Annotated in this window: 20 protein-coding genes; 2 read left to right on the top strand and 18 right to left on the bottom strand. The window is 54.8% G+C overall.

The features are described from left to right. Together addA and addB are read right to left on the bottom strand one after the other, a co-directional pair. On the bottom strand, positions 1-2226 hold a 2226-nt coding region (addA, locus tag JJU47_RS04910; protein WP_228616696.1), incomplete at its 3' end, for a helicase-exonuclease AddAB subunit AddA. After that, the gene (gene addB, locus JJU47_RS04905) at positions 2210-5650 is read right to left on the bottom strand and encodes a helicase-exonuclease AddAB subunit AddB (protein ID WP_228616694.1); all 3441 of its coding nucleotides are present in this window, start codon (positions 5648-5650) and stop codon (positions 2210-2212) included. The genes addA and addB, both read right to left, overlap by 17 nt. 158 nt (positions 5651-5808) lie before the next feature. Here addB and JJU47_RS04900 point away from each other — a divergent pair, with 158 nt between their 5' ends. Both JJU47_RS04900 and JJU47_RS04895 read left to right on the top strand, forming a co-directional pair. After that, positions 5809-6189, top strand: a complete 381-nt coding sequence (locus JJU47_RS04900) for a truncated hemoglobin (RefSeq protein ID WP_228616692.1) — start codon at positions 5809-5811, stop codon at positions 6187-6189. Between the two features lie 54 nt (positions 6190-6243). After that, entirely contained in the window at positions 6244-6597 is a 354-nt protein-coding gene (locus JJU47_RS04895) for a hypothetical protein (protein ID WP_024371816.1), read from the top strand. Between the two features lie 27 nt (positions 6598-6624). On the opposite strand, the gene JJU47_RS04890 is transcribed toward JJU47_RS04895, so the two are convergent. From JJU47_RS04890 to JJU47_RS04815, 16 genes are all read right to left on the bottom strand, one after another. Beyond that, positions 6625-7035 (bottom strand): hypothetical protein, encoded by a 411-nt coding sequence (locus tag JJU47_RS04890; protein WP_228616690.1) that lies wholly within the window; start codon positions 7033-7035, stop codon positions 6625-6627. Positions 7036-7168: 133 nt separating this feature from the next. Continuing rightward, positions 7169-10237, bottom strand: coding sequence for an efflux RND transporter permease subunit (locus JJU47_RS04885; protein WP_228616688.1), 3069 nt, complete (start codon positions 10235-10237; stop codon positions 7169-7171). Between the two features lie 87 nt (positions 10238-10324). Continuing rightward, positions 10325-10795, bottom strand: a complete 471-nt coding sequence (locus JJU47_RS04880; protein ID WP_228616686.1) for a competence protein ComK — start codon at positions 10793-10795, stop codon at positions 10325-10327. A gap of 128 nt (positions 10796-10923) precedes the next feature. After that, complete coding sequence (locus JJU47_RS04875; RefSeq protein WP_228616684.1) at positions 10924-12297, bottom strand: sensor histidine kinase; 1374 nt, start codon at positions 12295-12297, stop codon at positions 10924-10926. Beyond that, positions 12294-12956 (bottom strand): response regulator transcription factor, encoded by a 663-nt coding sequence (locus JJU47_RS04870; protein WP_228616682.1) that lies wholly within the window; start codon positions 12954-12956, stop codon positions 12294-12296. Before JJU47_RS04870 ends, JJU47_RS04875 begins: the two co-directional genes overlap by 4 nt. A gap of 328 nt (positions 12957-13284) precedes the next feature. After that, positions 13285-13491, bottom strand: coding sequence for a copper chaperone CopZ (gene copZ, locus JJU47_RS04865; RefSeq protein ID WP_228616680.1), 207 nt, complete (start codon positions 13489-13491; stop codon positions 13285-13287). Further along, positions 13488-15599 (bottom strand): heavy metal translocating P-type ATPase, encoded by a 2112-nt coding sequence (locus tag JJU47_RS04860; RefSeq protein ID WP_228616678.1) that lies wholly within the window; start codon positions 15597-15599, stop codon positions 13488-13490. The genes copZ and JJU47_RS04860 overlap by 4 nt, the downstream gene beginning before the upstream one ends. A gap of 12 nt (positions 15600-15611) precedes the next feature. Then, on the bottom strand, positions 15612-15914 hold the full coding sequence (locus JJU47_RS04855) for a metal-sensitive transcriptional regulator (protein ID WP_228616676.1): 303 nt from the start codon (positions 15912-15914) through the stop codon (positions 15612-15614). 93 nt (positions 15915-16007) lie between these two features. Next, on the bottom strand, positions 16008-17552 hold the full coding sequence (locus tag JJU47_RS04850; protein ID WP_228616674.1) for a long-chain-fatty-acid--CoA ligase: 1545 nt from the start codon (positions 17550-17552) through the stop codon (positions 16008-16010). A 102-nt stretch (positions 17553-17654) separates the two neighbouring features. Next, complete coding sequence (locus tag JJU47_RS04845; RefSeq protein ID WP_228616672.1) at positions 17655-18128, bottom strand: PTS sugar transporter subunit IIA; 474 nt, start codon at positions 18126-18128, stop codon at positions 17655-17657. A gap of 156 nt (positions 18129-18284) precedes the next feature. Then, entirely contained in the window at positions 18285-19274 is a 990-nt protein-coding gene (gene lplA / locus JJU47_RS04840; protein WP_228616669.1) for a lipoate--protein ligase, read from the bottom strand. Positions 19275-19344: 70 nt separating this feature from the next. Continuing rightward, entirely contained in the window at positions 19345-20232 is an 888-nt protein-coding gene (locus JJU47_RS04835) for an HAD family hydrolase (protein ID WP_228616667.1), read from the bottom strand. A gap of 88 nt (positions 20233-20320) precedes the next feature. Continuing rightward, positions 20321-21706: a protoporphyrinogen oxidase gene (hemG, locus tag JJU47_RS04830; protein ID WP_228616665.1), complete on the bottom strand. Its 1386-nt coding sequence runs from the start codon at positions 21704-21706 to the stop codon at positions 20321-20323. Next, on the bottom strand, positions 21699-22628 hold the full coding sequence (gene hemH, locus JJU47_RS04825; protein ID WP_228616663.1) for a ferrochelatase: 930 nt from the start codon (positions 22626-22628) through the stop codon (positions 21699-21701). Before hemH ends, hemG begins: the two co-directional genes overlap by 8 nt. After that, complete coding sequence (gene hemE / locus JJU47_RS04820; protein ID WP_228616661.1) at positions 22625-23674, bottom strand: uroporphyrinogen decarboxylase; 1050 nt, start codon at positions 23672-23674, stop codon at positions 22625-22627. The genes hemH and hemE overlap by 4 nt, the downstream gene beginning before the upstream one ends. A gap of 116 nt (positions 23675-23790) precedes the next feature. Next, entirely contained in the window at positions 23791-24096 is a 306-nt protein-coding gene (locus JJU47_RS04815; protein ID WP_228616659.1) for a MerR family transcriptional regulator, read from the bottom strand. Positions 24097-24204 lie beyond the last annotated feature (108 nt).

Raw genomic sequence — 24204 nt, 5'->3', positions numbered from 1 at the left:
GTTGTCTTGCAGCCGGTCCATCACCCGCAAGAAGCGATACAAGCCGCGATAACCGCTCCGTTCATACGACAAGGCCCGGTCGTAGAGTGCCTTCAAGTTTTCTTGGCGTCCTTTCCCGCCCGGAAGACCCCCGGCAAAATCATAAAAACCGGTATCGTTGAACACTTGTTGGATCAGTTCCGACAAACTATGATTGCGGGCGAACGTGCGCCACGCCGACAGTTGATCGAGCACGGTCCCGCACTTTAAACCGAGTTCGTCTTCTTCGTCCGCTTTCATCTTAAGCGCGTCATAGAACGAATCTTCCGACTCGAGCCGAATCTTGGCCAAGTCTTCATCCGTGAAGCCGAACATCGGGGAACGGAGCGCCCCGGCGAGCGGGATATCTTGCAACGGATTATCGATCAGTTTAAGGACGGACAGCATCATCCGAATCTCCGTCGCTTGGAAATACCCGCCGTCAGAATCGGTATAAGCCGGGATGTTATATTGCGTCAAGATGTCCATCAGTTGCTCGACCCGTTCTTTCTTCGATCGGACCAAAATGACGATATCGCGGTATTCGCAAGACCGGAGCAACCCGGTCTCATCATCCGTCACTTTGAACGGTTCTTCCCCGGAGACGAGTTCCAAAATTCGCGTCGCGATGGCTCGGCCTTCGAGTTCTTGTTTCGACAGCTCACGGCTCTGACCGTTGACGAGGATGAGCTCCGGGTTCGCTTCGAGCTCTTCGTAGTCACGGCCAGGGACGAGCCGAGCCGCCTCATCGTATTCGATTTCGCCGACCTCCTCGTCCATCAATTGGACGAACAAGTCGTTGATGCCGTGGAGCACCTCGGCCCGGCTACGGAAATTCTGCGACAAATCGATGCGTTGACCGGAGTCGGGTTGCTTGAAACGTGTCGCTTTGTCGATGAACAGTCGTGGTTCGGCGTGTCTGAACCGATAAATCGACTGTTTGATGTCCCCGACCATGAACAAGTTGCCGACGTGTTCGGACTCGTTGCTGACGAGGCCGATGATCGTCTCTTGAATCTCGTTCGTGTCTTGATACTCATCGACGAGCACTTCGGCAAACCGCTGCTTATAAAGCGATGCGACCGACGACGGTCCCTCGCCTTCCCGCAAGATGGCAAGGGCGTAATGCTCGAGATCACTGAAGTCGACGAACGCCCGGTCCCGCTTCGCCTGTTCGTAGGCGGTTGCGAACGTCCGGACCGTCCGGACGAGCGTCTCGACGAGCGGTCGCTGTGACACGAGCGCTTCGAGATGATCGGCCCCGCTCACGCTCGCCTGGCCAAGCGCGTCGGTCAATTTTTTCTTAGCCTGGTCGTACGCCGGTTTCAACACCGTGTGGTAAATGTGATGCTCGTCTAGTCGTTTGACCGGTTTCATCGATCCGAACTTGACGGCACGGGCGGCCGTCTCAAGCTCACTCCACGTGAGCGACTCGGCCTCGATATGTTCGAACGGGGCGATGGCGGTCAAGACGTTCTCGGCTTGCGCCTCGTACCCGGCGAGCCGAAGCTCGATGCCGACACGGCGCAAACGCCGGAGCGCCCGCTCGATATCCGTGAACAAGACGCGACCGAACTCGATCAAGAGTGGTTCCTCGTCCGGGTCCCCTTCAAAACGATAAAGCGCAGTCAGTTCGTCTAAATACGCTTCCGGGTCCGGGAGCGTCCGGGCGTAATGATACAGTCCGAGGATGAGTTCCTCGATCTCACTGTCTCCCCGGTCTGACGTGTACGCGTCGACGAGGGCGAAAAAGGCACTGTCTTGCTTCCCGTATTCATCTTCGATCACTTCTTCGAGGACATCGTCTTGAAGCAACACCAAATCGCGTTCCTCGGCGATCTTGAACGCCGGATCAAGGTCAAGCAAGTAATAGTTCTCACGGATCACTTCTAAACAGAACGAGTGGATCGTCGTGATGAGTGCCCGATTGAGCATTTGACGTTGCCGCCGGAAATAGTCGTTGTCGGGGTCGTCCCGTAACGCCCCGTCGAGCGCTTTGGCGATCCGGCGCTTCATTTCGGCCGCTGCCGCGTTCGTGAACGTGACGACGAGCATCCGGTCCGCCGTCAAGTCATCGTTCTCATCGAGCAAACGGCTGGCGAGTCGTTCGACGAGAACCGCCGTCTTCCCTGAACCGGCGGCCGCCGAGACGAGCACGTGTGAACCTCTCGCCTCGATGGCGGCTTGTTGATCATTCGTCCACTTCACTAGCGTCCCCTCCTAATCTTGACAAGACGTCATCTTTCTCTAACTTCTTCAGCTGTCGCGGCGCATTGGCGAGCGCCTCGTCAAAGTGACAGACACTTTGGTACGGGCACGTTTGGCACGGCCGGCGCTCCTTGTACTCATACGGTTCGACGCCGATGGCTCCGTCGTACATCGCCTCGGCACTCGTCTCGGCGACATCGATCGCATGATCCATCAGCTGTTCGAGCTGCGGCGGAGTGACGACTTTTTTCGCCGTGTTCGAATCGATCGTCCCGTCTTTTTTATATTTGACCGGGATGACGATCGACTTTTTCGTGTCGCCTTTCGCCGTCCGGTCCATGACGCCGAGCACTTCCGGGTCATCGACGAGCAAGCCTTGCATCTGATACGACTCGAGCACTTTCCGCTCCGTCTCGGCGTCCGTTTCGGCCGGCGTCACGAGCGGACGGTGGACGTGGAAATAAAGGGCCGCCGCTGGAGCGACGTTTTCTTTCGTCCAAGCGTCCGCCTGCTCGATCAACACTTTCAAATAGATGAGCATCTGCATCGCCAGTCCGTAGTATATTTCAGCGAAGTCGATGTCGCGTTTGCTCGACTTGTAGTCGACGATGCGGACATAGAGCTGATCATGGACCTGTGCCGTATCGACCCGGTCAATCCGGCCGACGAGTTCGCACGTCGCCCCGTTGCTGAGTGTGAACGACACCGGCGGGAAATTACCGCTGCCAAACGCAAGCTCGAACGCGATCGGATCGAACCCGTCTCGTTTCGACTGTTCAATCAATACTTCCGCCGTCTTACTGACGACGTCCGTCAGTTTTTTCTTCAAGTAGCCATAGCGGTTTGAACTCATCAAAATCGCATGTTGAATCTCTGGCGTGACAAGCTCGACGGCCGATTCGGCGAGTGCCGCACACTCATCACGGTTGACGTCACGCCATTCTTTCCCGTCCATCTTCACCGTCTGGGACATATGCTCGATCGTCCGGTGGTACAAGTTACCGATATCCGGCGCCTCTAACCGGTACAGGCGGCGTTCTTTCAAGCGCAACCCGTAGCTCGCGAAGTGACGGAACGGACATGCCTGAAACGTCTCCAAGCGGGAGACGCTCGCTCGAATCGAGTTCGTGTAAAGCGATTTGGCAACGTCTTTCGACAACGGATCGGGCACGTTTTGATAAAACAAGGCGCTCGTCAACAGGCGAATCCGTTCACGGCCTTCAGGATGCCGCAACAGTTCGTTGTAGACGGCGAACCACGTGTCTTGAATCGGATAGTGCCGGCTCAGTCGTTGGAGTTCGAGCGCTGTCACCGCAGCCGTCTGGTTGACGTTCGTGATGAAACGGAGCTGTTCCGCCGGACGATGCTCCCCCGCCTCCGCGAAATGCGTCTTGACCGGCTTCCCGTTCAAGAGTTTCACTTTCAAGTCAGCGACGAAACCGGCTGGTTGAATCGCTTTCCCGCTCCGGTCGACCAAAGCATAGCTCACGTATAACCGATGGCTCGGTGCTGTCAACGCTTTATACAGGTAGTACGTCTCATCGTCAAACAAATGCTCCGTCGCCTTGCCGGCCCGGACCCCGTTCTCATGCATAAAGTCGAGATCGTGGTCGGTCAACAGCTTGGACTGCGTCGCGACGAGCGGGATTTGGTCTTCGTTCGCGCCGAGTAAGAAGACGACTTTCTTATCGATCAAGCGTCCCCGCACGTAGTCGGTCACCGTCAATTGATCGAGAGAAGGCGGGACGAGCGCGTAGCGAAGACTGTCGAGCCCCGTGTCCATCATTTGTAGGAACAGCTCGGTCGACAGCGTCTCTTCCGGTGCCGCCGCCTCGAGTTGTTCGAGTAAATGGAGCACCGCATCCCACACTTGCGTATGTTCACGCGCTTCGAGCAGCCTTGCCTCTTCGAGCGCTTCTTCGCGCCAATAGGCTAAGCACGACGCGACATCGATCCGCTCTAAGAAGTGATAAATCGCATGCGTGTACGCTTGCATCGTCTTCGCCGCTTTCAAATCGTCAAGCAACGGGTCGAACGTTTCGACGACCGTCTGGCGATAGCGATTGAGCGACGCCTCAAGGTCAAGTTCTTCCCCCGTCAGCTTCGCCTCGTCCTCGGCCCGTCGTTTCAGTTGCCAGTCATCGTGCCAGTGGTAATGTTTGACGCCGCGCTCGATGACGAACGCCTCGAGCCGGTCGACAGACGTGCGGCGATGCTCAGCGTCGAGCAAGATGAGCTCGGTTTTCAGTGCCCGAAACACCGGCTCTTCCCGGTATCCGCGCAAGGCGACTTCGATCGTCGCTTTCAACAGTTCGACGACAGGATGATCGAGCATCGGTTGCCGTTCATCCAGGAAGAACGGCAACGCCGCTTTCTGAAGGGCTTGTGAAGCCAAGTCGCCGTATTCTTCGAGCGAACGCGACACGAACGCGATGTCCCGATAACGAAAATTCTCTTCCCGAACGAGCCGCATCACTTCTCGTACCGCCGCCTCGACTTCGACGGACCGGTCGACGGCTGCTTCGAGTGTGACGTGATTTTCCTCGCGTGTGTACGGTGCCGCCGCCACTTGGCCAAACGTCGCCTCGAGGTAAGCGAGGCTCGCGTGTGTGAACCGGCGCACTCCGTCGTGCGGCACATCAGTCGAGCTGATTTGCCGTTCTGCGAGCAACTCTTTAAACCGCATAATCGTCCGTTGTGTCGGTCCAAAGAGCGGGTGTGGACGATAGAGCGAGTCCGGGTCGATCGTCAACAACACGGAGAGCGGGGCTTTCTCCGCCAAAGCGGTGAGGACGGCGAGTTCTTGCTCGGAAAACTCGTTGAACCCATCGACGTAAAATTCAGTTCCCGCCAAATCGACTTCCGGCAATAGCTCGAGCATGACATTGAAGTAGTCCTCGGCATGGAGCGCTTTGCCGGAAGTCATCGACAAAAACCCTTCATACAGAATCGATAAGTCTTGGAGCTTTAACGCGCGGTGCTTGTCTTGCTCGCTCAACCGAAGCAATTGTTCCGGGTCGACCAACCCCCGCTTCAACATCGTGATCAAATCATTCAACTCTTCATAAAAGCCATATTGATTCATCGTCCGCCGGAACAGCGTCAGCCGCTCCTCATTCATCTCGACGACCCGACGCAACAACAAGTGCGTCCCTGTCTGGTCTAAAAATTGCTCGGTGGAAATGCCGTGATCACGCATCATTAAAAACGCGAGACGGCGCATCGACAGGACTTGTACCCGGGTCGACCCGGTCAAGCCGTCGGTCATCGCCATCTTTCGTTCCATTTCAAATGACATTTGGTCCGGGACCAACAAATAGATGGTCGGTCCGCTCGGGTCGCGCTTCAGCTCTTCGATGATACGGCCGATCATCCATTCGCTCTTGCCGCTCCCCGAACGTCCGACGTGAAAAGTGACCGTCATTTAGGCGAACACCCCTTCCCTTTTTTCTTTATTATGACGCATCCACATCTGTTTGTAGAGGGAAACCTCCTCTATACCTTAGAAGAAAAATAGCCAACCCTTCTCAGTCCCATTTAATGCTTGTTTCGATTAGACTAGACGTATGAGGGGGATGAGCAATGAGTGCATACGAACAATTCGGCGGTGAACGCGGCGTCTCGCAACTCGTGGACGCGTTTTACAATCTCGTCTACGCCGACCCGGTATTATTGCCGCTGTTTCCAGATGACAAAGAGCGGGTAAAACAACATCAGTTTGAATTTTTGACACAGCTGCTCGGAGGACCGAAGCTGTATACGGAACGGCGCGGCGGCGGCAACTTGGCGATGATCCATCGGGACCATCCGATTTCTGAGACACACGCCGGACATTGGCTCGGCTGCATGGAGCAGGCGCTGAAGACGGTCGATGCACCGGAAGCGGTGAAACGCCAGTTGTTCCATCGATTGATCATGTCGTCGTCAAACGTCGTCCGCGTCTGCTCGCACCATTTTGAGTAGTCAGCCTTTCAAAAAGCGGGTATGATAAGAAAGTAAGTAAAGGAGGTCGTTGTCATGACAGAAGAAGAGAAAAAAGAAGCCGTTTCCTCTGAGGAAGAAACGGAAGAAGTCGAGCCTACGGCTGTCCTCGCCGATGCACTCGATGAGGACGAAGAAGAGGATCAACCCGAAGAAAAGAACATGGACCACATTAAAGGCGTGTTCAACTATATGCATGAGAACGGACGGGAATATCGGGTCGTCTTTTATAACGACCGCAAAAACCTCGTCTTCCGCGAACTCGGGAACGGGAAAGTCGAATTCGTCGGCCGTTTCACGGACGACGCATACGATGAAGAAAACGAAGACGAGATGCGTGAACTCGGTGAACGTGAACTGAACCGCATCCTCGCCGACCGACTCAAATAAAAAAATCGCCCCATCCGGGCGATTTTTTTATTTTTTCTTGTTTTGTTTTTTCTTCCGGAGCGCATAAATCGCACCGGCAATCCCGCCGGCGACCGCGATTCCGGCCATAACCGGAACGAGTACTTTCTTCGTCGGGATCATCTCTTTCACCCGCTCATACGGTGTCGGCATCGACAACTCGAGATGGACGGCCGATTCCCCGTGGCCGTGCGCCCGTGCTTTGCGGGCCGCATCGGTGACGACGACCCGTCCCGTCGTATAGCGGCGGTTGCCATGCTCGTCCGTGTAAGGACGGCGAACTCGTTTCACCCCACGGACCGTCTTGCCGCGCGCCGCATCAGGTCGGACGACACGCTCACTCGTCCAAGCGCGACCGCCAGTTGCACTATAGGCCGGGCGAATCGTCCGGCGATTTAACCATGTATACGAATCATTCATCGTTGATTCCCTCCAATATTGTGAAGTCCTTCTCTTATTATACCCATAGAGCATCTCCAAAAAACATCCCTTCTCGGCGTCACTCGACTCGGGCAACAAAAAAAGGACCGGCATGACGACCGGTCCTCCCCTATCAGTCCGTGAACGGTTTGTCACGGTGGCGACGTTTCGCCAAAATCAAGTAGTACGCCGGCACAAGCACGAGCGTAAGCACGGTCGAGAACAAGATACCCGACACGATACCGATCGCAAGCGGCTTAAAGAGCGGGTCTTCTCCGAGAGCGACCGGCAAGAGCGCGACGACCGCCGTGAGTGCCGTCAGTAAAATCGGACGGATCCTTGCGCGCCCGGCCTCATAGACGGCCGTTGTGACCGCCATGCCTTGGCGAATGCCCTGTTCGATGAACTCGAACAAGACGACGGCATTACGGACGACGATCCCGGCGAGCGAGACCATCCCCATCGACGCCATGAAACTGAACGGCGTCTGCGTGACGAACAAGCCGACGACCGCACCGGCGATGGCCAAGTAAATCGTGAACAAGACGAGGAGCGGAAGCGACAACGAATTGAACTGGAACGCGATAATCAAGAAAATCAAGAACAAGACGACGATGAACAGTGTGGCGAGTTCAAGGAAGAACTCGTTCTGGGTATCGCTCGACCCGGTTTGGGCGAACGAGACGCCGTCGTCCGTCAATCCGGCCTGTGCATCTTCTAGCACCCGATCGACGTCTTGCTTGAACGCTTCTTCATCCATTCCTTCCGTTGGATAGATTTGAAGCGTGACGGTCCGCTCTCCGTTCTCGCGCGGAATTTGCTGGATCTGCTCGGTCGTCGTCTCCGTGACGAACGTACTGAGCGGCGCGACCGGAGGACCTGCCTCCGTTTCGACCGGAACGAGAATCTCATCTAATGCGAGCGCTTCACGGTTCGCTTCGGCATCGATGACGATTTTCACGTCGCGTTGCTCGATGCCGTCATCGAACGTGCCGATCGGGACACCGTCTGTGACGAGACGAATTTGATCGCTGATCGCCTTCGCCGTCACACCGGCCGCGGCCATCGCTTCACGGTCTAGCTCATACGTGAGCGTCTGGAACGGCTCTTTAATGTTATCGAGCACGAGCGCACCGTCGATCGCCTCGAGTTCTGCCTTCACCGTATCCCGGGCGTTGACGAGTTGGTCAATCGTCTCTCCGCGCATCGTGAACTCGACTGGGGCCGAAGTCGGTGGTCCTTGCTGCTGTGTGTCTAAGAAAATCTCAGCATCCGGATAGTTTTCTCGCAACTGTGTCGTATAACGATCAATCAGCTGGATCGCATCGATTTGATCGTTGTCGACCCGAACGATGACTTGGCCGGTATTGTCCCCGGACTGATCGAGGCCTCCTGTGAAGAGGCTCGGCAATCCGCCTCCTGCGAAGACCGACGTTTCGACGACACCGTCGATGTCTTGGAACTCAGCTTCCATCTGTTGCAAACGACGTTCCGTCTCTTCAAGGTTCGTCTGGACCGGGAACGTGACACTCGTCACGACCTCGGGCCGGTTCGCAGCCGGGAAGAATTCAAACGGCGTCAACAAGATGAGACCATACAGTGCCGTCGTGATGGCAAATCCGACGAGCCCGAACGTCCAAGGACGTTTGGCGACGACCGGGAGGAGCTTGTCCGCATAAAAGTTGCTGAGACGGTTGAGCGGGCCGCCCAGCCATCCCGGCTCTCGTTTCGAGACACGGACGCGCTTCCGGTTCAACCAGTATTGAGCGATCGGGACGAGCGTCAAACTGATGACCATCGACGCGAGCACCGACAAGGCGAGTACGGTCGGAAGGGCACGGATGAAGTTCCCGTTCGCCCCTGAAAGTAACGTGAGCGGCAAGAACGCGAAGACGACGGCGAGCGTCGACGTGACGATCGAGCCCCACACTTCTTTCGTCCCGCGAACGGCACCGATCATCGCCGAATCGCCTCTGCGGTAGCGGCGTAAAATGTTGTCGTTGACGACGATGGCGTCATCGACAAGTATCCCGAGCGCGATGATGGCCCCGATGATTGAAATTTGGTTCAAGTCGACTCCTGTGAAGCGAAGCGGAATCAAGGCGATCAAAAACGAGAGCGGGATCGCCAAACTGACGATGAGTGAACCTGTGAACGTCAGACCGATCGTCGTCACGATGATGACGGCAATCATGGCGATGATGAACTCACGTGTCAACGAAGAGAAAATGTCGTCGACGGCTTTCGCCTGGTCATAGTACGTGACGAGATTGACACCTTCGAGATTTCCGACTTCGGACGCGACGACTTCATCGACCCGTCCTTGCAGCGTCGGGATGTCTTGGCCGGGCTCGATCGTCACCGTGAGCGAGACGGCCGGTTTCCCATCGAGCGAGACGAGATCCGTGACCGTTTTCGGTGCTTCTTCGACCGTACCGACGTCTTCAAGCAACACCGGCTCCCCATCGACCGCACCGACGACGACTTGTCCCATCTCATTGACGTTCGTCAAACTGTCGATCGCGAGTTGGTAAATGCCGTCCTCGGTCGATTGGCGTCCGAGCGGTGTCGTCTTATACTCCTCGTTAATTGCGGTCAGCACGTCAGGGAATGCGAGTTGACGCTCCCCGAGCGCTTCTGAGTCGAGCGAGACGACGAACTCCGTCTCCGGGAGTCCTTTGATCGTCACGCCCGTCACTCCGTCCGTCCGGAGCAGTCGTTCTTCTAACTGTTCTACGTCCGCGCGGACCGTCTCGAACGATTCACGTTCGTCCGCTGTCAACAAATAGGAAGCGACCGGCAGTTGTCCGACCGAATCGTTGATCGTCGGCGGGAGCGCTTCTTCCGGCAAGCGTGACTCCGCATCGGACACGGCTTGGCGAACGTTCGCTTGCAGTTCTGCTTTGTTCAAACCGTCCTCATATTCGACGGTGATGTTCGAGAACTCGGACGCTGACAGCGACGTGACGTTCTCGACACCTTCGACGCCTCTCAGCTCGTTCTCGAGCACGTTCGTGACGTTCCGTTCGACCGCCTCGGCAGTCGCCCCCGGATAAGGGGTTTGAATGAGCACGATGTTGACGCTCGTCTCCGGTATTTCGCGCTTAGGCAGTTGGAAGAACGTCAGCACCCCTACGATGATTGCGACGAGTAAAAACACGATAACGAGTTTTCCCCGCTCAATCATTTTTTGAAAAAACATAATGACCCCTCACTTTCAGATGATGTGCAAATACACATATGAACTATTCTTCTTCATCATAGAGGGGTTCACTGTTGATTTCAATCTTTACGTGCGGCTCAATGTGCTGCTGTGAAAACGTTTTTGGAACGCATAGGAGATTTCAATCGAGCGTTGTTTTTGACGCGAGACGGTATGGTCGGACACATTGACTTCCACGGATTCGCCGGTCAAGAACTGGATGCGTGTCCCGTCCTTACAGCGTTTGATGTCGGTGACGTGTTGGAAGTTGATCCACGCACAATCAGGACTCTCTTTGGCGATCGTCGGGAAAAAGACGGCATCGGCGTGCCAATCCATGACGACCGGCGTCTTACGATGCGGACCGAGCACGTACCGGGCCGCTTCAATTCGTCCTTGGATGCTCGACCCATAATAGAGACAGGCCGTCTCGAGCAAATGCATCGGTGAACCTTTCATCCGATGGACTCCGTCTGGCTGATAGACGAGCGTCTCCGCCTCCCCATATTCGTTAAATACCGGAAGCAAAGCTCTAGTGTCATTCGTCAACTGCGTCATCTGTTCATCCTCCATACCGTTTATTGTGACTTACACGTTATTCATACCAAGTTCTAACCGAAGCAGCAAATCGCGTTTTCAAATTGCCCAACTAAAAAACCAGCCGATTTCGGCTGGTTTTTAAAAATTCAAGCGTCTAAATTTGAATTTTGGATCGATTTTTGCTGCGGGAAGCGGAATCGGACAGCAACTCCGTTCGAAGTATTTCCTAACGTGACTTCTCCTTGATGGAGCGTCACGATGCGTTGGACGATAAACAGTCCGAGACCGAATTTTCCTTGTTTCCCTCGGGAGAACTGATGGAACAAGTCCAAGTTTTCGTCGACAGGCGGACCGTCGTTTTTAATCGTGACGCCGATTCCCGCGTCCGTGCGCTCGAGTTCGATTTGAATCGTCGACTCGGCGTAGCGGAGGGCGTTATCAAGCACGTTCTCGAAGGCGACACGGATCTGTTCGCCGTCCCCTAACATCTCACCTGCGTGACCGGTGATGCGCCAGTCCAAGTCGCCGCGCAGTTTGAAGCGTGCGACGAGCAGTTCCATAAGCTTATCGAGGTTGATCGGCTCGAGACGCATCTCCTGGCCTTTGAAATACTCGAGTTTCGTGACGTACAGCAAATCGACGACTTTCTTCTCGAGGCGGGACGCTTCTTCGTCGATGACTTCAGCTGACCCTTTCAAATCCCCGGTCGGATAAATGCCGTCCCCGATGGACTGCGCGTAACCACGGATGACCATGATTGGTGTCTTCAAGTCGTGCGAGATGTTTTGAAGCAACGCCTGTTGCGCCAAATCTTGCTCTTGAAGCTCTTTCCGCATCGCGTCGATCGACCGGGCCAACTGCCCGAGCTCATCTTCACGCGCGAGCGGCAACACCGTCTCCCATTGCCGGTTCGAGATTTTTTCAACGGCCCGTTCCATCTCGACGATCGGCTTCGTCAGTTCTCGTGACATCCAAAGCGCCGGGATGAGCGACAGCAGACTGATCACACCGATCAAAATCGAGATGCGCCAAAATAGGGTCGAGACGAGCTCACGGCGATAAGCATCCCATGCATATGACGCCTGATAGATGATCGTCCCATCATACTCATTTTGACGAATGATGTAGTAGACGTCTTCCCCGTCAATCGTCGTCTGGTATTTCTCGACCTCCCCCGTCTGCTCGATCGCTTCGCGGTACATCCGGTTCGTCAACTCGAGCGGGGCCGAGCCGTAAATGATCCGTCCGTTCGGCAAGAAAATGAGCTGGTTGACGGAACGCGACTCTTGTTGACGGCGGTCATACTCGATCGGGTTACGCGGAATGTTCTCGAGCTCGTTCGTATTTCCAAGGTAATAATCAACGTCTTGCAACGTCTCGTATACTTGTTCATCAATGAACTGGGCGATCGACGAGCGGACGGTGAGCAAAATCATCAACGCGAGCGTGACGATAATCAACAGGATGAGCACCCAAATCTTCCACATGAGCCGTTTCGGCTTGAACTGCTCAAGTTTCATGGCTTGACGAGTCGGTAGCCGACACCATAGAGCGTCTCAAGTTCGAGCCGATGCAATTTCTTCCGGAGCCGGCGGACCAAATCATCGACGACTCGGTCGGAGCCGAAATAGTCGTGTCCCCAAACCCCTTCTAAAATCTGTTCACGCGACAACGCCGAACCCGGGTGCTCTAAAAAGAGGAGCAACAAATCGAACTCTTTCGACGTCAAATCGATTTCTTCGTCTTCATGCTTGATGAGGCGCTTGTCCGGATAAATCGTATACTCGCCGTAATCGATATGTTCGTTCGACTTCGATCCGTAGACGCGGTCAATCAACTTTTTGACCCGGATGACGAGCTCGCGCGGCAAAAACGGCTTGGCGATGTAGTCATCAGACCCCATCTCAAGCCCGATGATTTTATCGATATCCTCATCGCGTGCCGAAATGAAAATCGTCGGCGTGTTGGCGTTTGTCGCTTTGATTTGTTTCAACAGCTGGAAGCCGTCTAGGTCCGGCAACATGATATCGAGTACCCAGAGATCCGGTTCATCTTTGATCGCAGCCTGCGCCGAGACCCCGTCAGTGAATGACCGGACCCGATATCCTTCCTGTTCTAAATATGTGACGAGCATTTTATTCAAGTTGATTTCATCGTCGACTAAGTAGATTGTGTACATCCGATTCACTCCTGCAACGTTTTTACATATCATATCAAACATTTATGGGCGAATGATGGGAATATCCTCGCAAAAAGCCGTTGTAATGTGCGACAAGCCCGCAAAAAAAGAGGGTTTCCCCTCTTCATCGGGACGTCTGCTCCCGCAACTTTTGGGCAAGGAAAGCCGTGCCCCCGCTCAGGAGCGCCACCACACCGCTAATCATGACGAGTTCCATCACCATCCACCTTCCCACTGATACCGATTCTCATTATCACCTCCAATATAGCACATTTCCCTCGTCTTGCCCAATGCAAAAAAAGTCCCGCCTCGAGGGCGGGACAACGGTTCATGCGTTTACGTCATAACCTTGCTCTTCAATCGCTTCGATCATCGTTTTCACCGACACTTTGTCGTTGTGGATCACATCGACGCGGTGGTCTTGCAACGATACGATAGCTGACTCGACGCCTTCAAGCTCGGCCAACGCCCCTTCGACCGCCGCCTTGCAATGATTGCACGTCATACCTTCTACTTTCAATACTGTCTCGTTCATGAGTTCGTTCCTCCTTGAGTTTTTAATCGTAACGCGTTCAAGACGACTGACACCGAACTGAACGCCATCGCCGCCCCGGCAATCCATGGGGCGAGCAATCCTGCCGCCGCGACTGGGATCCCGAGACTGTTGTAGGCGAGTGCCCAAAACAAGTTTTGGCGGATGTTCTTCATCGTCAGCCGGCTCATCTCGAGCGCACGCGTCACGCCGATTACATCTTTCCCCATCACGGTCACATCGGCCGCTTCAAGCGCCACATCCGTCCCGCTGCCGAAGGCGATGCCGACATCAGCGACCGCGAGCGCCGGTGCGTCGTTCATGCCGTCACCGACCATCGCGACACGCCCTTTCTGTTTGAGCGCCTCGATATGATCGGCTTTTTCAACCGGCAATACTTCCGCGATGACGTTCGCCTCGGGGATACCGAGCTCTCGGGCGACATCCATGGCGACTTCTCGGCGGTCGCCTGTCAAGACGTAGACGTGACGTGTTTTCGCGAGTTGACGGACGACGTCCCGACTGCCTTCTTTCAAGCGGTCTTTCAGCCCAAACACAGCTTTAATACCGGAAGCGTCCGCCACGTATACGGGCGTCATCGCCTCCATGTCCCAATCCGGTAACCGAAATCCTGATTCCTGCATCATTCGGACGGACCCGATAAGAAGCTCATTCCCATCGACGACCGCTTTCAATCCTCGGCCAGCGAGCTCCTCGACCTGCTCAACGTGACCGTTTCCGTCGAGTTTTCCGATCGCTTCAGCGAGCGGATGGGTCGACTGACGCTCAGCCATGACGGCTTGACGTAAATACGACTCGTCCCCGAACGTCGTGACGACTTCGGGTGTACCGTTCGTGAGCGTTCCGGTCTTGTCAAAGACGATGATGTCCGCCCCGTTCAACGACTCGAGCTGGCCGCCACCTTTAAAGAGGACACCTTGTTCGGCGGCACGGCCGGTCCCGACCATGATTGAGGTCGGTGTTGCCAGGCCGAGCGCGCACGGACAGGCGATGACGAGTACCGCAATCGACGCCCGGATGGCCATATCCATGTTGCCAAGGCCGAACGCCCAGACGGCAAACGTGACCGCACTGATGGCGACGACGATCGGTACGAAGACGCCTGAGATACGGTCGGCTTGCCGTTGGATCGGCGCTTTATCCGTCTGTGCCTGTTCGACGACTCGCACGATTTGGGCGAGCATTGTCTCACTGCCGACCCGTTCGGCGGTCATCAAGACGCGGTGCGAGCGGTTGATCGTCCCGCCGACGACCTCAAAACCGACGCCTTTTTCAGCAGGGATCGATTCTCCCGTCAACATGGACTCGTCGACGATCGTCTCGCCTTCGATGATGCGGCCATCGACCGGCACTTTCTCACCCGGACGGACGACGAGGACATCCCCGACGTTGACGAGCTCGACCGCGACCGAACGCTCCTCTCCATCGACGAACAAGATCGCCTCTTTCGCCTGAAGAGACAACAGCGACTTGAGCGCATCGGTCGTCTTCTCTTTTGCCCTCGCCTCCAGCCATTTCCCGACGAGGACGAGTGTGATGAGGACCGCACTCGTCTCGAAATAGAGCGCCGGATGCGCCGGATGCACGAGCATTTCGAATACGGAATAGAAGTAAGCGGCCGATGTGCCGGTCGCGACGAGCACGTCCATATTGGCACTGCCGCTCTTCAAACTCTTATACGCGCCTTGATAAAACTGGGCCCCGATCCAAAATTGGACCGGCGTCGCGAGCGCAAACTGCCACCATGGGTTCATGAGCCAATCTGCATGAAACATGAAACCTGGAATATGCGTGATCATGACGAGTAAAAGCGGGGCCGATAACAAGGACGAGATGAGTACTTTTCGTTCGAGCGGACGCAAATCGTGCTTCTTGGTAAGCTCTACTTTCCGTTCCGCCCCGTAACCGATCTTCTCGATCCGGGCAATCAGTTCTTCTTCCGTGATGCCATCCTCGACACGGATCATCGCCGTTTCGAGCGGTAAATTGACGGTCGCTTCGACCCCATCCATTTTATTTAATACTTTTTCGATTCGGGCCGAGCATGCGGCGCATGTCATTCCTTGAATCGACAGTTCGACGGTTTTCATCGCTCGACCTCCTTACTTTTTAATCCGGCTGACGATTGTCATCAATTCGTCAATGTACGGATCCATATCTTCCGTCTCGCTCGCGTGAACCAAACATTTGCGCATATGACGTTCGAGCAGTTGCAGCTCGACTTGTTTGAGCGCCGCCTGAATCGCCGACGTCTGTGTCAATATATCGACGCAGTAACGGTCGCTCTCGACCATCTTTTGAATGCCGCGGACTTGTCCTTCGATCCGGCGCAGACGTTTGCTGAGTGCTTCGCGCTCGGCATCGTCGCGTGGAACGAGCGGTTGTTCATGCATGTATTCCTCCATGGTTATCACCTCACCACCAATATACCCCTACCCCGTAATAGTGTCAAACGATTGCGATGAAAAAGAGCGACAACTTTGTGTCGCTCTCCTCCGTCAACTATTTTGGAACGCCTCGCTCTTCAAGACCGTCCGTAAAATCTTTCCGGTCGTGTTACGCGGCAGTTCGTCGATCAACTCGATATACGTCGGTTGTTTATACTTCGCAAGCTTCGTCGCCACGAACGCGCGGATATCGTCTGTCGTTATGTTGTCGCGCGTGACGACGAACGCCTTGACCGCCTCGCCTTGTTCAGCGTCCGGCACCCCGATGACGGCCGCTTCGACGATTCCCGGATGTTGATAGAGCACTTCCTCGACTTCTCGCGGATAGACGTTGTAACCGCCGACGATGACCATATCTTTTTTCCGGTCGACGATGTAGAAATACCCGTCCTCGTCCCGCTTCGCCAAATCGCCCGTATAAAGCCATCCGTCCCGAAGCGTCATCGACGTCTCTTCCGGCAGCTTATAATACCCTTTCATGACGTTCGGACCGCGGACGATCAGTTCACCGACCTCGCCGACGCCCACTTCTTCCCCGAGCTCGTCGACGACTTTGTTTTCGACGTGCACGATCGATGGACCGATCGACCCGGCTTTCCGTTCCCCGTGGAGCGGGTTGAAGCATGTGACCGGCGAGGCTTCTGACAACCCATACCCTTCAAGGATCTTACATTCAAACTTCTGCTCAAACGATTCGAGCAGCTGCACCGGCAAACTCGCTCCGCCTGACACGAAGACGCGGACGTGTTTGAGCGCGGACGCATTGGCCGGGACTTTCATCGCCGTTTGCAGCAAGAAATTGTACATCGTCGGCACGCCGGCGAAAATACTGACGCGATGTCTCGGGACGAGGTCGAAGACGTCCTGCGGCGAGAACTTCGGTAAGATGACGATCGTCGCCCCGCGCAAGAGCGGTGCGTTGACGATGACGGTCAAACAGAAGACGTGGAACATCGGCAACGCCGCGAGCGCCTTGTCGTCCGGTGTGATTTCAAGATATTCCCCGATCGACTGTGCGTTCGAAAACAAGTTCCGATGTGTGAGCAGCGCCCCTTTTGGTTTTCCGGTCGTCCCGCTCGTGTATAAGATGACAGCGACTTCTTCCTCATCGACTTCGACGAGCTCCCCTTCGAGCGCCGAAAGCGAGTCGGCGAACGGTAAGAACTCAATCGCGCCGCTTTCTGTTTCAGCCGGCACGTCCGCGTACGGGACCGAGATGACCAGTTTCAACTGCGGCAGTTGCGTCAGCGCCCCTTTCGCTTGAGCGACGAGCGGTGACAAGGCGACGATGGCCTTCACATCCCCGTCGAGCAGAATATAGGCCATCTCATCTGGCGTATATGTAGGGTTGATCGGGATGACGACGCCGCCTCGCGCGAGCACCGCGAAGTAAGAAATGAGAAATGCCGGACTGTTACCGAGAACGAGTGCGACGTGATCTCCTTTGTTGACGCCTTTCGCTTCAAGCGTCGACGCCATCGCCCGCACTTGCCCGAAAAACTGTTCATAACTGACCGTGTCTTCCCCGAACACGTAGGCCGCCTTCGAGCGATGCTCGGCGACTACCCCTTGTAACGCCGTGACTAAGTTTGCCATAGTAATCCCCCTTTTGAATGAATGACGATTCACTTTTACGCCGTAAAAAAGAGCACGGCGACCGCGCTCTTTTTCAGTTAATTCTATTGTACATGAAACAGCTCAGGAAGAAAACGCTTTCAAATTCATCGCCTGCAAATGATATAATCCGCTCCGGCTTTGTACGTGCACGAGCGCTTGCAGCGCCTCGTCGTCCATGAGCAGGTCGTCGAGCAGTTTATGATACGCTTCCTTGCGCTCGTCTGTCGTCGCCGTGACGATGAACATCATTTCTGCCCGGACCGGTCCCCCGGCAATCGTCCCAACATCGAACGGTTGATTCAAATGCAACAGCGTGATGCCGTCAAGCCGGGCCGCATAACGCGGGACGTCGATGACGGCGACCGGGACCGCGACATCGCTCACACCGGACGGAATCGTCCGTTCTTGCTCGAGGACGGCTCGGGTGAACGTGTCCGCGACGATTCCTCTTCCTTCTAATTCAAGACCAATCGCTCGCACGGCGCGCTCAAACGTCGGCTGATCGGTCACCCACATCCAGTTCGTGTCCATCCATTCTGTGATGAAACGGCACATCTTAATTCCTCCTCAACATCGATTCAGTTTACGAAAGCGCTTGCACTGATTATAATACGCCTCCGTGAGTGCTGTCGCAATGCCGCGCGCGATGTTTCACGAAACCGCCAAAAAAGGATGATCTCGTAATGAGACCATCCTGGCTGTCGACCCGCCTCAGCTAATGAGATCGACGAGTTCTTCGAGCTCGACGTTGCCAAAGTAATGTTTGACGTCAAGGTGTGATAATTGTTCCCGAATCGCCCCGCGTTCGAAGCGCGTCCCGACGAGAGCCTGCTCGACGTCATGGATGTCACCGACGCCGAAGAAGTCCCCGTAAATTTTCGCTTCCGTAATCGTCCCTTTGTTGACGTTCAACCGGACATCGATCGTACCGATCGGGAAGCGGCGTTTCGACTCGACGTCGAACTTCGGAGACTTGCCGAAGTTCCAGTCCCAGTTCGCATAGCGCTCTTTCGAGATATCTTGGACGATTTCCCAGTCCTCGTCACGAAGCACATAGCGTTCTGGCTCTTGACCGTCATAAATCGAGTGAAGCAACGCTTCGACGAACCGTTCCATCGCCATCTCTTCCTCGAGGAATTCAGTGATATTGGCGACACGGCTCCGGACTGATTTGATGCCTTTAGAGCGCATCTTCTCTTCCGAGACGTTGAGCGAGTTGACGACTTCCTCGATGTTCGAGTTGAACATGAGCGTCCCGTGGCTGAACATACGGCCGCGTGTCGTGAACTGGGCGTTGCCGCTGATTTTCCGTTCGCCGACTTGGATGTCGTTGCGACCCGTCAATTCCGCCTCGACACCGAGTTGTTTCAAAGCGTCGACGATCGGTTGCGTGAACTTCTTATAGTTGTTGAACGAGTTGCCATCATCTTTTGTGATGAAGCTGAAGTTCAAGTTCCCTTCGTCGTGATAGACGGCACCGCCGCCCGAGAGACGGCGGACGACGTCAATCCCGTTCTCCTCGATATACTTCAAGTTGACTTCTTCTGACGTGTTCTGGTTTTTACCGATGATGATTGACGGTCCGTTAATATAGAACAAGAAGTAATCCTCATGCTCGACGTTCAGATGTTTGAGGATGTACTCCTCGACTGCCAAGTTGAGTTTCGGGTCCCGGATGTCCGGGTTGAAGATGAATTTCACAGTGTTCGTCCTCCTAGTGACTAATCGTTACGTTCATTATACGAGACGCGTGAGCGCCTCGACAAATGAATTACTTCCATTCTCCGTTCATGACGCGTTTCAATGCGTTGGCAACCCCGTACTCGTCATGCCGCTCGGTGACGTGATGGCTGATTTTGATCAACTCCTCGTGGCTGTTCGCCATCGCGATCGCCTTGCCGGCAACTTCGAACATCGGCACATCGTTCAAGTTGTCGCCGATGACGACGACTTCGGACAAGTCGACGCCAAAATGCTCGGCGAGTTTTCGGACGCCGTGCCCTTTGTCGGCCCCGTTCGCCATCACCTCGATGTTGTCATTGCCTGAAGACGTGACGTAAACACCTTCGACACGCTCATCGATTTCCGTCCACAACGACGACATTTTTTCAAAGTGGCTCGAGAAGGCGATAAACTTGTAGACGCGCCCCGCCTCGTTTTTAATGAAGTCCTCGATGTCATCGACGAGACGAACGTCCTCGTTGACATAGTAGCGCTTCCGGAAGAACTCATACATCTCAAGCGAACGATCATCGCCGTTTTGCTTCAAGTTCTCCATCGTCGCCTCAATCAAATCGAGCCGGCTCGCGACGAGTCCTGCCTCTGAATACATCTCATAGAAGACGTCCGCATACTTATGGTCTTGATGCAACACCGATACGACCTCGAGCGCTTCTTCCGTCGTCAAGTCGATCTCATGGAGCACTTCCCCTGTCTCCGTCAAGACCCGTCCTCCGTTCGATGAGACGATCGGGCAGACGAGCCCGACTTCGTCGAGGATTTCTTTCGCGTTGAAGTAGTTGCGTCCCGTCGCAATCGCAAAGCGAATTCCTTGTTCTTCGGCGGCGCGTACGATTTCAGCCGTTTCCGGCGCAATTTTTGTGTGGTTGTGCAAAATCGTCCCATCCATGTCCGATACGAACAGTTTATACGTTGTCATCAACATCCACTCCTTTTTTCTCTTTCGTCTCTAACTATAACAAAAAGAGAGGCCGACGGAAAAATCCGACACCTCTCTTCATAAATCCTTAACCTTGCGCGGCCAACTGTTTGATTTGTTCATGGACACTCTTTATACAATCCGGCATGCCGATCCCGTCGTAAGCGATCCCGGCGAGCAACACGCCCGGATAGACGCGACCCATCTCGGCCCGGAGCGCTCGAACGCGATCCGAATGGAAGACCGCATATGGCGGGAGGCCGTCGCGTAAACGGCTGACGACGGCTTGGCGCGGCTCCGTGTGAATCGTCATCAGTCCGCCGAGGTCACGGAGCGCCGTCGCGACAATCTCTTCGTCCGATGCCTCGACGATGTCATCGGCACCGGGACGACCGAGGAAGACGCGGAGGACATGATAGCCATCCGGCACGGCGTGCGGCCATTTTTGATCGATGAACGTGCATGCCGTGATCACGACGTCCGCTTCTTGACTTGTGACAAAGCCGGTCCCGACGAACGGGAACTCGATGTCGCCTTCTTTAAAGACGAGCGAACACGTCGCCGTGGCGTGCGGTTTCATCTCGGCCAAAAAATCGCTGTCGACTTTCGGTAAAAACTGACGAATGAGACGCGGTGGCACGGTCAAAATCAGACGCTCGGAGTCGATGTCGCCGCGATTCGTGAGCAACCGATAGCCGGTCGCCAACTCTTCGACTTGTTCGACCGAACAGTTCAAGATGACCTCCGTCCGTTCGAGCCGTTCCGCGATCCGGTCCGTCAACGATTTCAACCCGCGTTTGAGCGAGGCGAACTGGCCGACTTTCTTCGCACCGACTTCGGCGACACGTTGTTCGGGACGAAGGTGACGCATCCCTTCGTATAAGTTTCCGTACCGCTTCTCTCCTTCGATGAACTGCGGGAACGTCGACAACGCGCTCATCTTGTCGATATCTCCGGCATAAATTCCCGACAAGAGCGGTTCGATCAGACGGTCGACGATCGGGTCTCCCACCCGTTCGCGCAAATAGAGTCCGAGCGAGACGTCCGTCTCTGGGGGCTCGACGTTCGGCGGTGACAACAACATCTCCCGAAGCGCAGCATGTTCCGCTTCCGATAAGAGTGTCGTGTGTTTTAATGGGTCGACATAGAGCGGAAAACCCATCACCGTCTGTTTCGGGATCGGGTGAAGGCCGTCATGGTGCAGGACGTACGCCTGACCGACGCCGTTGCGGACGATCTCATCGCCGAGCCCGACGTCTTGGATCAACTCTGTCATCGCCGTCTTTCGAAACACGTAAGAATCGGGACCGCGCTCGACCGCGAACTCTCCCGTCTCAAACGTGTCGATCTTCCCACCGAGTCGATCGCTCGCTTCGAGCAACGTGATCGTCACGTCTTCCGGCAAATAGCGTTCGGCATAAAAAGCGGCGGTGAGACCTGTGATCCCACCGCCGACAATCGTCAAATTACGCATGATGCACGATCACGCTTTCCATCCGATCCGCGACGGCTTCGATGAAGCTCCGCTCCGCGTTTGGCATGTTCGGACGCGCGTAGTGAACACCGAGTCGATCACAGACGACTTTACACTCCACGTCGTTGTCGAAGAGAACTTCGAGGTGGTCTGCGACGAATCCGACCGGCGTGTAGACGAACGCCTCATAACCATGCTTTTCATAAAGTTCAGCCGTCAAATCTTGGACGTCCGGTCCGATCCATGGGTCAGGCGTGTTGCCTTCTGACTGCCAACCGACCTCGTAATGCGGGATACCGGCCGCTTGGGCGATTTTGTCCGCCGTCTCTTTCAATTGATCCGGATACGGGTCGCCGCCTGCCAAGATCTTCTCAGGGAGACTGTGTGCCGACACGATCAAGCACGCTTTCTCAGCCGGTACCGGCAAGTTCGCGAACGTCTCTTTGATCGCTTCTGCCCACCAGTTGATAAATTTCGGCTCATTGTACCACGACTCGACAGAGCGGATCTCGATTCCGTATTTCGCCGCTTCTTCATGGGCACGTCCGTTGTAAGACTTGACGCTATATGACGAATAATGCGGGGCCAATACGACCGACACCGCTTCTTTAATGCCGTCGTTCGCCATTTGCGCGACAGCATCTTCGACGAACGGTTCGATGTGTTTCAGACCGATGTACAATTTGAACTCGATCTCACCGGCGTGACGCTCGTTCAAAATGTCACGAAGCGTCTCGGCTTGGTCGATCGTGATCTTCGCGAGCGGAGATACCCCGCCGATCGCCTCATAGCGTTCTGTCAAATCTTGAAGCGCTTCCGGTGACGGCTTACGGCCGTAACGAATGTGCGTGTAGTAACGTTCGATGTCTTCAGGCTTGTACGGTGTGCCATAAGCCATTACGAGTAGTCCGACTGTTTTCATGATGATTTGCCTCCCATTTTTTCACGTGAGTAATCGTGGATGAATGCTGTCAATTTGACGAGTACAGATGGATCGACTTCTGGGAACACCCCATGTCCCAAGTTGAAGACGTACCCTGGTTGCTTCATGCCCTCATCAAGGATCTCTTTCACTTTCTCCTCGATGACCGGCCATGGTGCGAGCAAGAACGACGGGTCCAAGTTCCCTTGGACTGCTTTCGTGACGCCACGGTCACGAGCTTCCTGGACCGACAAGCGCCAGTCGAGACCGACGACGTCGATCGGCAAGCTGTTCCACTCTTCAACTTGATGGCTCGCGCCGACACCGTGCATGATGAGCGGGATATCGAGCGTGCGCAACTCGCTAAAGATGCGCTCTGTCGTCGGCTTGATGTAACGGGCGTAGTCTTTACGGCTGAGCGTCCCGACCCACGAGTCGAACAGTTGGAACGCTTGGATGCCGGCCTCGGCCTGCGCTTTCGCGTACGTGATGACCATGTCCCCCAATTTTTCCATGAGCGCGTTCCATACGTCCGGCTCGGCGTACATGAGTGCTTTCGTCCGATGGTAGCTCTTCGATGGTCCGCCTTCGATCATGTAGCTCGCGAGTGTGAACGGTGCCCCTGAAAACCCGATGAGTGGTACATCAAGACGTTCCCGAAGCAAACGAATCGTCTCGAACACGTACGAAATATCATCCGTGTTGAGCGGTTTCAAGCTCTCGACATCTTCCATCGTCCGGTACGGGTTGTCAATGACCGGACCGATGCCGCTCTTGATCTCGACATCGACGCCCATCGAAGGCAGTGGCGTCATGATGTCCTTGTACAGAATGGCCGCGTCGACACCGAGCTGTTTGACCGGAAGCTCGGTCACATAGGCGCAAAGTTCCGGATCATGCGTGATCTCAAACAGCGTCCTCGTCTTTTTAATCTCCCGATATTCCGGTTGGTAGCGTCCCGCTTGGCGCATATACCAGACAGGCACATAGTCTGTCGCCTCTCCTCGAAACGCCTTTAAAATAGTATCGTTCATACGTCGCGTCATTCCCCTCTATATTTCTCCTACACTCTTCTTCTATAGGTATGTGAACTCAAAAACATTATACAGAAATGAATTAGAATAATGCTAATGTGAAGCATTTTCATTGTGTTTACTTTGTGTCATTTCTTTGTCGGATACGTGCGGAATGCCGAGTTGAGCTGACCACGGATCATTTCATCACGCTGTTTCGTCGACAGGCGCTTCTCCCGTTCCTTAATATCCTGGATTCGCCACCCGTCTTCAAGTTTTGAAGCGACATCGATCAATCGTTCGACGTCATGGAAAGAATATTTACGTGACCCGCCTTTTGTTCGTTCAGGAAAGATCAGGCCTTTCGCTTCATAATAGCGAATTTGCCGCTCCGAAAGTCCGGTCAATTCAGTGATGACGCCCATTCCAATCACTTTCTTTGATTTATAGTCCATCCTGCCCGCTCCTCCCTTTTGAAAAAAACTATGTCAGATAATCTGACAAAATGCAATCCAGCTCGTTTATTTCGACTTAAACTGAAAACAACTTTTCACCCACACCGA

This window comes from Exiguobacterium sp., from assembly GCF_020832205.1.
Classification (GTDB): domain Bacteria; phylum Bacillota; class Bacilli; order Exiguobacteriales; family Exiguobacteriaceae; genus Exiguobacterium.
The sequence above is the reverse complement of the archived record's forward strand: the minus strand, read 5'-3'. Positions and strand labels throughout refer to the sequence as shown.

Coding starts and splice junctions, on each gene's coding strand:
- JJU47_RS04835 (WP_228616667.1), bottom strand. CDS start 20,232: ATGACAACGTATAAACTGTTCGTATCGGACATGGATGGGACGATTTTG.
- hemG (WP_228616665.1), bottom strand. CDS start 21,706: ATGCGTAATTTGACGATTGTCGGCGGTGGGATCACAGGTCTCACCGCC.
- JJU47_RS04890 (WP_228616690.1), bottom strand. CDS start 7,035: ATGAATGATTCGTATACATGGTTAAATCGCCGGACGATTCGCCCGGCC.
- JJU47_RS04900 (WP_228616692.1), top strand. CDS start 5,809: ATGAGTGCATACGAACAATTCGGCGGTGAACGCGGCGTCTCGCAACTC.
- copZ (WP_228616680.1), bottom strand. CDS start 13,491: ATGAACGAGACAGTATTGAAAGTAGAAGGTATGACGTGCAATCATTGC.
- JJU47_RS04815 (WP_228616659.1), bottom strand. CDS start 24,096: ATGGACTATAAATCAAAGAAAGTGATTGGAATGGGCGTCATCACTGAA.
- JJU47_RS04885 (WP_228616688.1), bottom strand. CDS start 10,237: ATGTTTTTTCAAAAAATGATTGAGCGGGGAAAACTCGTTATCGTGTTT.
- hemH (WP_228616663.1), bottom strand. CDS start 22,628: ATGAAAACAGTCGGACTACTCGTAATGGCTTATGGCACACCGTACAAG.
- addB (WP_228616694.1), bottom strand. CDS start 5,650: ATGACGGTCACTTTTCACGTCGGACGTTCGGGGAGCGGCAAGAGCGAA.
- hemE (WP_228616661.1), bottom strand. CDS start 23,674: ATGACGCGACGTATGAACGATACTATTTTAAAGGCGTTTCGAGGAGAG.
- JJU47_RS04870 (WP_228616682.1), bottom strand. CDS start 12,956: ATGTACACAATCTACTTAGTCGACGATGAAATCAACTTGAATAAAATG.
- JJU47_RS04875 (WP_228616684.1), bottom strand. CDS start 12,297: ATGAAACTTGAGCAGTTCAAGCCGAAACGGCTCATGTGGAAGATTTGG.
- JJU47_RS04850 (WP_228616674.1), bottom strand. CDS start 17,552: ATGGCAAACTTAGTCACGGCGTTACAAGGGGTAGTCGCCGAGCATCGC.
- JJU47_RS04880 (WP_228616686.1), bottom strand. CDS start 10,795: ATGACGCAGTTGACGAATGACACTAGAGCTTTGCTTCCGGTATTTAAC.
- JJU47_RS04860 (WP_228616678.1), bottom strand. CDS start 15,599: ATGAAAACCGTCGAACTGTCGATTCAAGGAATGACATGCGCCGCATGC.
- JJU47_RS04845 (WP_228616672.1), bottom strand. CDS start 18,128: ATGTGCCGTTTCATCACAGAATGGATGGACACGAACTGGATGTGGGTG.
- JJU47_RS04895 (WP_024371816.1), top strand. CDS start 6,244: ATGACAGAAGAAGAGAAAAAAGAAGCCGTTTCCTCTGAGGAAGAAACG.
- JJU47_RS04855 (WP_228616676.1), bottom strand. CDS start 15,914: ATGGAGGAATACATGCATGAACAACCGCTCGTTCCACGCGACGATGCC.